General features: G+C 71.0%; 7 protein-coding genes. All 7 read right to left on the reverse strand.

The genetic code is table 11. The annotated features are described in order from the left end of the window. Positions 1–4: 4 nt before the first annotated feature. Positions 5–1,756: a cellulase family glycosylhydrolase gene (locus tag ACFWIS_RS34930; RefSeq protein ID WP_380460747.1), complete on the reverse strand. Its 1,752-nt coding sequence runs from the start codon at positions 1,754–1,756 to the stop codon at positions 5–7. Between the two features lie 68 nt (positions 1,757–1,824). Then, complete coding sequence (locus ACFWIS_RS34935; protein ID WP_380460749.1) at positions 1,825–3,573, reverse strand: cellulase family glycosylhydrolase; 1,749 nt, start codon at positions 3,571–3,573, stop codon at positions 1,825–1,827. Positions 3,574–3,619: 46 nt separating this feature from the next. Further along, complete coding sequence (locus ACFWIS_RS34940) at positions 3,620–5,131, reverse strand: glycoside hydrolase family 43 protein (protein ID WP_380460751.1); 1,512 nt, start codon at positions 5,129–5,131, stop codon at positions 3,620–3,622. Between the two features lie 99 nt (positions 5,132–5,230). Then, positions 5,231–7,012: a cellulose binding domain-containing protein gene (locus ACFWIS_RS34945; protein ID WP_380460753.1), complete on the reverse strand. Its 1,782-nt coding sequence runs from the start codon at positions 7,010–7,012 to the stop codon at positions 5,231–5,233. 169 nt (positions 7,013–7,181) lie between these two features. After that, positions 7,182–9,323 carry a glycoside hydrolase family 36 protein gene (locus ACFWIS_RS34950; RefSeq protein ID WP_380460755.1) on the reverse strand — a complete coding sequence of 714 codons (2,142 nt, stop codon included), beginning with the start codon at positions 9,321–9,323 and terminating at the stop codon, positions 7,182–7,184. A gap of 57 nt (positions 9,324–9,380) precedes the next feature. Further along, positions 9,381–11,366, reverse strand: coding sequence for a beta-galactosidase (locus ACFWIS_RS34955; RefSeq protein WP_380460757.1), 1,986 nt, complete (start codon positions 11,364–11,366; stop codon positions 9,381–9,383). Positions 11,367–11,393: 27 nt separating this feature from the next. Then, on the reverse strand, positions 11,394–11,888 hold a 495-nt coding region (locus tag ACFWIS_RS34960), incomplete at its 5' end, for a substrate-binding domain-containing protein (RefSeq protein WP_380460759.1).

The raw sequence follows: 11,888 nt of genomic DNA on the forward strand, positions 1-11,888 counted from the left end.
GGGGTCAGGAGGCGGTGCCGGTGACGGTGTCACCGGTCTTGGTGACGGTGTAGGTGACGGTGTCGCCGGTCCAGAAGCGGAAGGTGAACGTCGCCGGGACGCCGTCCTTGAGGGACTTGACGTAGTCGGGCCTGATGGTGGTGGTGTTCGCGCCGTAGTCGGCGCGGAGGTTGTCGAACGACTGGTAGGTGGTCCAGGAGGCGGGGCCGGCGGCGGTGCCGTCGGCGTAGGTGGACTGCACGTTGGCCATCAGGGAGCCGTTGAACCGGGTGGGGATGACGAGCCCGTCGAGCGTTCCGGTGGCGTCGGCCATGGTCGGCTTGTCGTAGGAGCGCACGAAGAGCTTCCACGGGACGCCGTCGGAGTAGCGGACTTCGAGGGTGGCGTTGACGCCGGCGGCGCGGTCCCCGGCGAGGCGGGTGAGGGCGTCGGCGGTCAGGGTGAGCTTGTCGCCGTCGAGGGTGTAGTCGAGGTAGGGGATGAGGGGGAGGCCGTCCTGCCAGAGGCCGGCGAACCACTGGCCGTTGCGGTTGAGGGTGATGGTCTGCGCGGCGATGGGGCCGGACTTCGGAAGGAAGACGTTGTCGGTGGAGGCGGTGCCCGAGCGGGTCCGCCAGGACGTCTGGATCAGGTCCTTCATCTCGGGGACCATCCACTGCATGGTGGAACGGTTCAGGAAGTCGTTGGCGGCGTCCCAGACGGCGGAGGTCATGCCGTTGCGCCGCGCCTCGTAGTTGACGTGCTCGAAGTACTTGAGCATCTCGCCGCGCTCGACCACGCCGGAGTAGGGCGAGGTGAGCAGGCCGTACTCGCCGAGGTAGACGGGGATGCCCTTGGCGACGAAGGTGTCGTGCACGCGGGCGAAGCCCTCGGTCAGGTCCGACTGGGCCTTGGCGTCGTAGGTCGGGTCGTTGGCGATGTTCACGCTGAACGGGTACCAGCTGTAGTAGTGCACGGTGGCGACCAGGTTGCGGTCGTTCAGCGAGTTCATCGTGGTGGAGAGGTCGTCCAGCCAGTTCTGGGCGTTGTTGGTCTCCTCCGAGGGCAGGACGAGCAGGCGGTCCTTGTTCCTGCCGCCGGACTTGCGGACGATGTCGTGGAACGAGGTGTTGAGCTCGCGCAGGTACTGGGTCTTCTGGGCGTCGGTCGCGGCGTCGAACTGCGGCTCGTTGATGCTCTCCATGAGCAGCGTGCGTGGCTCGTCCTTGAACGTGGTGGCGATCTGCTGCCAGGTGGAGTTGAACCGCGCCACGATGTTGTCGTGGTCGGTGGACATGTACTTGATCCACTGCCACGAGTCGTGGTGGACGTTGATCTCGACGTAGAGGCCGTCCTCCAGCGCCCAGTCGACCACCTGCTTGACCCGCTTCATCCACACCGGGTCGATGGTGTACGGCGCGGTGGTGGACTGGTGCGGGTACCAGGTGACGGGGATCCGGACGCTGCGGAAGCCCTGGGCCTTGAGGCCGTCGAAGGTGGCCTTGGTGGTGAGCGGGTTGCCCCAGGACGTCTCGTCGGGGATGGCGTCGAGGGTGTTGCCGAGGTTCCAGCTGGGCTGCATCTGCGCCACGGCGGCCATCGGGTCGTGCGGGACCCTGGCGTCTGCGGCCTCGGCCGCCGCCTGGGGCTGGTCGGCGGGGGCGGCGATCGCGGTGCCGCCGCAGAGGGCGCCGGTGGTGACGAGCGCGACCAGGAGGCCGGCCGTGCGGTGGAGACGGCGGTTGCGGGTGCGTGCGGCCTGCGGTGCGTGGTTCACGGATTGTCCCTTCGAGTGAACAGGTGGAGAGACCCGGTCGGCGGCCGGGGGGTGGGAGAGAGCTGGGGTCAGGAGGCGGTGCCGGTGACGGTGTCACCGGTCTTGGTGACGGTGTAGGTGACGGTGTCGCCGGTCCAGAAGCGGAAGCTGAGCGTCACCGGAGTGCCGTCCTTGAGGGACTTGAGGAAGTCGGCCTTGATGGTGGTGGTGTTCGCGCCGTAGTCGGGGCCGAAGTTGCCGAACGACTGGTAGGTGGTCCAGGAGGCGGGACCGGCGGCGGTGCCGTCGGCGTAGGTGGACTGCACGTTGGCCATCAGGGAGCCGTTGAACCGGGTGGGGATGACGAGCCCGTCGAGCGTTCCGGTGGCGTCGGCCATCGCGGGCTCGTCGTACGAGCGGATGTTGAGCTGCCACGGGACGCCGTCGGAGTAGCGGACCTCCAGGGTGGCGTTGACGCCGGCGGCACGGTCGCCGGCGAGGCGGGCGAGGCCGTCGGCGGTCAGGGTGAGCTTGTCGCCGTCGAGGGTGTAGTCGAGGTAGGGGATGAGGGGGAGGCCGTCCTGCCAGAGGCCGGCGAACCAGAGGCCGTTGCGGTTCAGGGTGATGGTCTGCGCGGTGATGGGGCCGGACTTCGGAAGGAAGACGTTGTCGGTGGAGGCGGTGCCCGAGCGAGTGGTCCAGGACGTCTCGATCAGGTTCATCAGGGTCCGGTCCCGCCACTGGAGGCTGGTGCGGTCCAGGTAGTTGGCGTCGTCCCAGAGGGCGGTGGTGAATCCGTTGACCTGGGCCACGTGGTTGACGTGCTCGTAGTACTTGAGCATCTCGCCGCGCTCGACGGTGCCCGAGTTGGGCTCGCTGAGCAGGCCGTACTCGCCGAGGTAGACGGGGATGCCCTTGGCGACGAAGGTGTCGTGCACGCGGGCGAAGCCCTCGGTCAGGTCCGACTGGGCCTTGGCGTCGTACGTCGTGCCGTTGGCGATGTTCACGCTGAACGGGTACCAGCTGTAGTAGTGCACGGTGGCGACCAGGTTGCGGTCGTTCAGCGAGTTCATCGTGGTGGAGAGGTCGTCCAGCCAGTTCTGGGCGTTGTTGGTCTCCTCCGAGGGCAGGACGAGCAGGCGGTCCTTGTTCCTGCCGCCGGACTTGCGGACGATGTCGTGGAACGAGGTGTTGAGCTCGCGCAGGTACTGGGTCTTCTGGGCGTCGGTCGCGGCGTCGAACTGCGGCTCGTTGATGCTCTCCATGAGCAGCGTGCGCGGCTCGTCCTTGAACGTGGTGGCGATCTGCTGCCAGGTGGAGTTGAACCGCGCCACGATGTTGTCGTGGTCGGTGGACATGTACTTGATCCACTGCCACGAGTCGTGGTGGACGTTGATCTCGACGTAGAGGCCGTCCTCCAGCGCCCAGTCGACCACCTGCTTCACCCGCTTCATCCACACCGGGTCGATGGTGTACGGCGCGGTGGTGGACTGGTGCGGGTACCAGGTGACGGGGATCCGGACGCTGCGGAAGCCATCGGACCTCAGGCGGTCGAACAGCTTTTTGGTGGTGAGGGGGTTGCCCCAGGACGTCTCGTCGGGGATGGCGTCGAGGGTGTTGCCGAGGTTCCAGCTGGGCTGCATCTGCGCCACGGCGGCCATCGGGTCGTGCGGGACCCTGGCGTCTGCGGCCTCGGCCGCCGCCTGGGGCTGGTCGGCGGGGGCGGCGATCGCGGTGCCGCCGCAGAGGGCGCCGGTGGTGACGAGCGCGACCAGGAGGCCGGCCGTGCGGTGGAGACGGCGGTTGCGGGTGCGTGTGGTGTGCGCTGCGTCGTTCACGCGGATGTCCCTTTCGTGTGAACCGGTGGAGGGTCCTGATGGGTGGTCAGGAAAACGGGACGGGCTCGTAGTCGAACCGGTCGAAGTGGACGGTGCCTTCGGCGGCGTACATGCCGATGACCCGGCCGGTGAAGCCGCCGGCCACCTCGGTGGACAGGTAGCGCCCGTCGAGGGTGGCGAGCACGGTGAAGTCGCCGTCGGGCTCCTCGATGCCGAGGACGACGTCGTCGGGGCCGGTGCGCGGGCCGCGCGTCTCGCGCGGGACGACGTCCACGCCGAGCACCACGGGCCCGGCGGGCACCGGACGGGTGGCGACCTCGGTGCGCAGCGAGCCGATCCGGGCGTAGACCTTCACCTCGCCGTCGGCCGCCTCGATCTCGTAGTGGTGGTCCTCGTCCATCCGGACGGCGAGGCCGCCGCGGCCCCCGGCAGGGTCGATCAGGGTGCGGGTCCGGCAGCCGAGGTGCTGCTGGCGCCGGCCGACGAACACCACGTCGTTCTCGTCGAGGGAGGCGCCCGCGGCGCGCAGGGTGAGCCAGCCGGAACGTTCCTTCGTGGAGCACAGGTGCTCGGGACGGCTCCGTACCGAGATCCACTGGGGGTGCAGCTCGGCCTGGTCGAAGTCGTCCCGGGCCGGCACGGCGGGCGTGGGGTGCAGCGGCCAGGCCGGGGTGGGCAGTTCGGGGGTGACCCGGCCGACCACCGGCCAGCCGTCCACCCACTCGACCGGGGCGAGGAAGGTCTCCCGGCCGAGCACGTACCAGGCGGGGGTGCCGCCGCGCGGCCGCACGGCGAGCAGCACCATCCACCAGGAGCCGTCGGGCGCCTGGACGAGGTCGGCGTGCCCGGTGTTCTGGATGGGGTTGTTGATGCCGCGGTGGGTCAGCACCGGGTTGGACGGGCACGGCTCGAACGGGCCGGAGGGCGAGCTGCCGCGGGCGATGGAGACGGCGTGGCCGCGCTCGGTGCCGCCCTCGGCGATCATCAGGTACCAGTACTCGCCGATCCGGTACAGGTGCGGGGCCTCGGGGGCCGCGGCGCCGGGTGCGCCGGACCAGATCCGCTGCGGCTCGCCGATGGTCTCGCCGGTCGTCGGGTCGAGGCGGACCTGGGAGACGCCGGCGACGGTGCACCAGCAGGTGCCGTCCTCGTCCCAGGCGAGGTCCGGGTCGATGCCGTGGACGCCGGGCAGCCGGATCGGGTCGGACCAGGGTCCGGCCGGGTCGGTGGCGGTGAAGAGCAGGTTGCCGTCGCCGCTGACGTTGGTGACGATCAGCCAGAAGCGGCCGTCGTGGTGGCGCAGTGTCGGGGCGTAGATCCCGGCGGAGGACGGGGACTCGCGCGGAAGGCGCAGCTGGCTCGGCCGGTCCAGGGCGTTGCCGATCTGGGTCCAGTTGACCAGGTCGCGGCTGTGGAAGACGGGGATGCCGGGGAAGTACTCGAAGCTGGAGCAGACGAGGTAGTAGTCGTCGCCCACGCGGCAGACGCTCGGGTCCGGATGGAAGCCGGGGATCACGGGGTTGGGGAGGGTTCCGGTCGGCTGGGGCTGGTCTGACACGTGGTCGGTTCCTTTCGAAGGTGCATGTCGGGGTGGTGGTGCCCCGGGCCCTCGGCCCCGGAGAGGTCCGGGGTCCGGGGCACCACCGGTTCATCGGGTTCAGCCGATCGCGCAGGAGGCGCCGTTGAACCGGAAGGCCGAGGGGTCGGCGTCACTGCTGGACCAGTTGGCCTTGAAGCCCCACTGGACGCTGCCGCCCTGCGGGACGGAGGCGTTGTAGGACACGTTCCCGGCGCTGACGCTCCGGCCGCTCTGCGACACCGAGGCGTTCCAGGTGTTGGTGATGCTGTTGTCGCCGGGGAAGTCGAAGCCGAGGGACCAGCCGTTGACCTGGCCGAGGCCGTTGTTGACGACGGTGACGGAGCCGACCATGACGCCCTGCCACTCGTTCTTGTTGTAGACGACCCGGCAGGCCGCGCTGGTCGGGTGCATCTGGACAACCGTGATGCCGTAGGCGGGCACGGTCTGGGTGGTCGCACTGCCGGACTGGGCCGTGCCGATCCCGTGGGCGTTCTTGAGGTAGGAGTGGACGGTCGGGGTGGCGGAGGACGGGGTGAACCCGGTGTAGGAGAGGTTCACCGTGGCGTCGTTGTTCGGGTCCTTGTTGATCAGCATGACGTCCACGTCACCGTCGGCGCGGCGGACGGCGTGCGCGGTGAGCAGCGAGGACGAGCTGGCGGCCTTGACCAGGGTGTCCCCGGGCGCGCCGAGCTTGCTGATCATCTGGATGCCGTAGTAGGCGGGGAAGGGCGTGTTGAGGGCCGGCTCGCAGGAGGAGCCGCTGGAGACCATGCCGCCGTCGTTGTAGTCGGTGGCGCCCTCGACCGTGGTCACCTTCATGCAGTCGGTCCCGTTGCGCAGGTCCCACCAGTCCACGTTGAACGCGCCGTTCTCCAGCCAGGTGAGGTAGTTGTCCGGGGCGAACAGTCCGTTGGGGGAGGTGTCGAGGTAGGCCTGGGCGTTCGCCTCGGTCACCGCGATGCCGACGTTGGGGGCATTGGTCCCGGCGTACTGGTTGATCAGCGAACGCACGGTGCCGGTGATGTTGGCGTTCTGGGCCTGCGGCTTGGTGAGCAGGTCGGCCGGGCTGGTGCTGGTGGGGTAGGCGTGCACGATGGCGAAGTCGATCTTCGAGCCGGCGATCGACAGGACGGTGTGGTTCCAGTCCATGGTGTCGCCCGGACCGACCATGCCGTCCGGCCAGTAGCCGGGGGTGGTCAGCACGGCACCGATCTTGACGCTCGGGTCGGCCGCCTTCATCGCCGAGACGAACTGGACCACGTTGTTCGCGTAGGTCGTGGCGCTCTTGCTGCTGTGGGTGTCGTTCTCCCACTTGGCGCCGTACTCGCCGTTGCCGTAGACCTCGTTGCCGATCTCCCAGTACTTGATGCCGTAGCCCTTGGTGACGTTGGCGTACTGGACCCAGGCGGCGGCCTCCTGGGGGGTGCCCGAGCCGTAGTTGGCGGTGATGATCGGCTGCGCTCCGGCGGTGCGCACGGTGCCCATGAAGGCGTCGAAACCGGTGTTCGGAGCGACGTACGAACCGTCGTCGGTGGTGCCGGTCTGCCAGTGGTAGGCGTCGGAGTGGCTGCCGCCGGGGTAGCGGACGGTGTTGATTCCGGCCGTGCTGAGCAGGCCGGCGGTGCCGGCGGCGTTCATGTTGACGTCGTAGACCGGGATGTTCACGCCGACGCCGGTGGCGGGAACGGTGGCGAGCTGCAGGGCGGCGTCGACCGACACCGACACGGTGCTCGCCGTGACGGCGGGCGGTGCGGCGGCGGCGTGCGGCGCGACGACGGCGATCGCGCCGGTGAGTGCGAGCGACAGGGCCGCCGCGACCGCTATGGCGCGTTCACGACAAGACTGGACGGGTGATTTCACTTCGTCCCTCCAGGGGTGGGGGTGCGTGGGGTTCGGATGTGGGGATCGAACTCCCGCGTTCTGGACGGTAGGGCCCGGTGCGGCTGCTCGGGTCGGGCCCGGACGCGAAGCGTGTTCCGTACGGATGCGGGCCGGCATGGTGGGGCGCGCGCGGTCGCGGTCTGCATCGTCAACTCCCTTCGGACGGCTCCTCGGTGAGGCGCAGCAGGACGGCGGACGGGGCCGTCGGCAGGGTCAGGGTGAGTTCGGCGGTGTCCGGGTTCCAGGCCGTGGCCGCCAGGCTGGAAGCCGGGTAGAGCACCTCGGCGCGAACGGTGGCGCCGGCCAGATGGGGCAGGTCGAGCTCCCGGACGGACTCCGTTCCGTGGCGGCGCCAGGCCGTGACGTAGGTGGTGGCCGGGGTGTGCAGGGCCAGGGCGATCCACGGGTCCTCCCAGCCCGGGAGCCCGAGCGGCCAGGCGGGCAGTGCCTGCGGCAGGTCGACGCGGATCGACTTGTGGACGGTGACCGCCTCGTGGACCAACTTCCGGGATTCCGGGGAAAGTTCGGCGATCCGTCCGGAGAGGTGGATGCGGCCGAGGAGCGCGTTGGCCATGGTGAGAGCGACTTCGTCCGGGGAGTCCTCGGGCAGCGGGTAGGCCCAGACGGCGCCCTGCTCGGGTGTGACGGCGGTGGGGGCCGCCGCCGCGATGGGCGGGTAGCGCAGCAGGTCCTGCTGGTCGCTGGTGGACTGCAGCTGGAGCCTGGAGAGCAGGGCGTGGTCCATCCGCATGCCGCCGGAGGCGCAGTTCTCGATCACCAGGTCCGGATGCCGGTCCAGGATGCCGTCCAGCCAGGCGAGTTGGGCCCGGTTGTGGCCCAGCAGACCGGCCGCCGGGGCCTCGCCCGGGTGGCCGCTGGTGCCGGAGCCCGGGTCGGTGTTGTGGTCGAGCTTGAGGTAGCCGACGCCCCATTCCCCGACCAGGCGGTCCACCACGGCGTCCAGGTGGGCGCGGGCGGCCGGGTGGCGCAGGTCCAGGTGGTACCGGCCGCCGCCCTCCTCGACCCGCCGTCCGTCGCGGCGGAAGAACGCCTCCTCCGGAAGGGAACCGGCGACCGGGCTGTTCACCCCGACCGCCTCCGGCTCCAGCCACAGGCCGGGGACCATGCCCCGCTCCCGGATGCGGTCCAGGACTTCGTGGATGCCCTTCGGCCCGGGGAAGCGGGAGGCCGACGGCTCCCAGGCCCCGACGGAGCTCCACCAGTTGTCGCCGTCGTCGTACCAGCCGGCGTCGATGACGAAGTACTCCGCGCCGGCCTCGGCGGCGGCGTCGACCAGCGGCAGCAGCTTGGCCGTGGTCGGATCGCCCATCAGGCAGTTCATGTAGTCGTTGAAGATGACCGGGAGCCGGCGGTGGTCGGGGTGCGGGCGTCGGGTGGCCCGGCGGTACGCGGTGAGCGCGGCGAAGGCGCCGTCGGGCCCTCCCGCCGGGGCCAGTGCGAGCGCCACGGGTACGGTACGGAACTCGGCGCCCGGCTCCAGCGGGTGGCGCCAGCCGTGGTCCACGTCGTTCGGGCCGTACAGCGCCGCGTAGGCGGTGTCGTCGCGCACCCCGCACTCCCAGCGCCAGCCGCCGCCGTTGTGCTCGATCTGCCACAGCCAGGTGCGGCCGGACTCGCGGTCCGTCAGACCGCCCATCGGCAGGTGGCCACAGCTGGACCACACGCCCTGTCCGGCCACGACGCGGGTGGTGCGGCCGGAGGTGGTGCGGAAGCGGCCGCTCCGCTCGGGCGAGGACACGCGCAGCGGCTGGCGGTGCCAGCGGCATTCGGCGAACCACTCGTTCTCCGCCCACAGCAGGTCGGCGTGGTCCAGCTCCACCGGGTCGCCCCCGGTGAGGCAGCCCGCCACGAGCGATCCGACCGACTCCAGGTGCAGCGTGCGCGGTCCCTCGTTGCGCAGCAGCACCTCGCTGCGCAGCACGGGCAGGTCGTCCAGGGAGCGGTAGACCACCTCGGCGGTCAAACCGCTCTCCGGCTCGTGGAGTTCGACGGTGAGCACGTGCCAGTCGCCGTCCCGGGTCGCGTGGTGGGAGCGGTGGCGCAGCCGTCCGCCGAGGGCGCTGTTGACGAGGTGCCGCCCCGACCAGTAGCGGCCGAGGCCGGCGGTCGTCACCTCCACCAGCGGCAGCGGTGCGGCGGGGCGCGGGGTGGTGGTCTTCTCGCCGGGGGCGCCGAGGCGAACCAGGCGGGGAGTGCCGTGCTCGCCCAGGGCGATCTCCAGCTCCAGGGCGTCGTGGCCCCAGTGGACCGTCTCGTGCGGGTCGCTCATGGTGGCCTTCCTCGGTGGGGCGGGGGAGACTGGTGAGCGTTCACAAAAAGTGAGCGTTCACAACGGCCGCAGGACGGCGCAGCCGCCGGCGGGCAGCCGGCTCAGGGTGGCGTCCGTGAGCAGGTCGTGGGCCGTCTGGGGCAGCGGTACGGCTTCGGCGCGGTGGTTGATCAGGACGTGCCAGCGCCGGCCGTCCGCGGCGTGGCGGGTGACGGCCTCGACGCCGGAGGGCAGGCCGGGCAGCTCCGGGGCGGCGCCGGCCTCCGAGAGCAGCCGGCCGACCAGGGCGGCGTAGCCGGCGTCGTCGAGCCGGGTGGAGAGGTACCAGCCGTGGCCGGAGCCGAAGCCGTGGCGGGTGAGCGCCGGACTGCCGGCCAGCATGCCGTGGGTGTAGGCGGCGAGCGTCTCGGCGCCCTCGGTGCGCAGCGATTCGCTCCAGGCGGTGGCCGTCGAGCCGTCGGAGAGCGCGACCTCCTCGCCCTGCCGCAGCGGGCGGTGCTCCTCGACCCGGATGCCCAGGGCCTCGCGCAGCGGTGCGGCCGGGTAGCCGTCCAGCCGGGCGCGGAGGTTTTCGTCGACCAGGCCGCTGAAGTGCTGGACGAGCAGGGTGCCGCCGGAGGCGACGTAGCGGCGCAGGTTCTCGGCGCCGGCGTCGGTGAGCAGGAACAGGGCCGGGGCGAGGACCAGCCGGTAGCGGCTCAGATCGTGCTCGGGGTGGGCGAAGTCGACCGTCCGGCCGGCGTCCCACAGCGCCCGGTGGGCGCGGCGCAGCGTGGTGAAGTAGTCGAGTTCGGAGGACGGGAGCCCGTCGGCGTTCATCGCCCACCAGGCGTCGGAGTCGTGCAGGACGGCGACCTCGGCCCGGACGGTGGAGCCGGCGAGTTCGCCGAGCCGGGCGACGGTCTCTCCGGCCGCCGTGACCTCGCGGAAGATGCGGCTGTCCGGCCCGGCGTGCGGGACCATCGCCGAGTGCCAGGTTTCGGCGCCGGCCCGGGACTGGCGCCACTGGAAGAACAGCGCGCCCTCAGAGCCGCGGGCGATGTGGGCGAGGGAGTGGCGCAGGACGTCCCCCGGCTCCTTGCCGAGGATGCGGCCGCCGGCGTAGACGGTGTTGGTGCCCGATTCCATCAGCAGCCAGGGGGCGCCGCCGGCGATCGACCGGGCCCGGTCGGCGTCGAAGGCGGCGTGGGCGGCGGCGTCGACGCCGGGCGCGCTGGGGTAGTGGTTGACGGAGACCACGTCGACCTCGCGGCCGAAGGCCCACAGGTCGAGGGTCTGGTAGCCGGGCAGCATGAGGTTGGTGGTGATCGGCCGGTCGCTGTGCGCGCGGATGGCGTCGCGCTGCTCGCGGTAGGCGTTGAGGGTCTCGTCGGACCAGAACCGGCTGTAGTCCAGGGCCTGGCCGGGGTTGCGGTGCCACTGGGTGGCCCGGCGCGGCAGGATCTGCTCCCAGGAGGTGTAGCGCTGGCTCCAGAAGGCCGTGCCCCAGGCCTCGTTGAGGGCGTCCAGGGAGCCGTGGCGGGCGCGCAGCCAGACCCGGAAGGCGGCGGCGGTGTGGTCGCAGGAGCAGAGGGTCACGTACTCGTTGTGGACGTGCCACAGGGCGAGGGCCGGATGGTCGCCGTAGCGCTCGGCGAGGGCGCCCGCGATGCGGCGGGCGGCCTGTCGGTAGGCGGGGGCGGTGAGGCAGTAGGTGTCCCGGCTGCCGTGGGTCAGCCGGGTGCCGTCGGGGCCGACGGGCAGGGCGTCCGGGTGGGCCAGGGTGAACCAGGGCGGCGGTGAGGCGGTGGGGGTGGCCAGGTCGACCGCGACGCCGGCCGCGTGGAGGCGGTCGAGGTGGGCGTCGAGCCACTCGAAGTCGTACCTCCCCTCCTCGGGTTCCATCAGGGCCCAGGAGAAGACGCCGACGGTGGCGAGGTTGACGCGCGCCCGGCGCATCAGTTCGTCGTCCTCCTTCCAGACCTGGGCGTCCCACTGCTCGGGGTTGTAGTCCCCCCCGTAGGCGAGGCCGCCGAGGCGGTCCGTGAGTCGGTGGATGTCCATCTGGGTGCCGTCCTTCCGGAAGCGGGGTCAACTGCGGTGCGGGGCCGGGGCGGTGCTTTCGCGGATGATCAGTTCCGGTGCCATGAGGTGGAGCTGGTCGTCCGGTTCGTGGCCGGCGGCGGTGGCGGTGATCCTCGCCATGACCTGTTCGACGGCGACCTGTCCGAGGTCTTTCCCGGGGCTGGTGACGGAGGTGAGTCGGGGGGAGTGCTGTTCGGCCATCGGGTCGGGGCAGATGGCGATGACGGAGGCGTCCTCCGGTACGGTCCGTCCGCTGGCGCGTAGCAGGCTGAGCAGGGGGCCGATCGCGGCCTCGTTCTGCACCACGAACCCGGTGGTGTCCGGGCGGTCCGCCAGGATGCGGGCGAGGGTGCCGGCGGTGCTCTCGTAGGTGCCCTCGCAGGGCCGGTGGAGGAGCCGCAGTTCCCGCTGTTGGGCGCGGGTGCGGAAGCCGTTCAGGGTGCGTTCGGCGTATCCGGCGTGGCGTCGGTAGACGGTGTTGCTGTAGCCGATGAAGGCGAC

It is taken from the genome of Kitasatospora sp. NPDC127060, from assembly GCF_042724935.1.
Taxonomy (GTDB): Bacteria; Actinomycetota; Actinomycetes; order Streptomycetales; family Streptomycetaceae; genus Kitasatospora.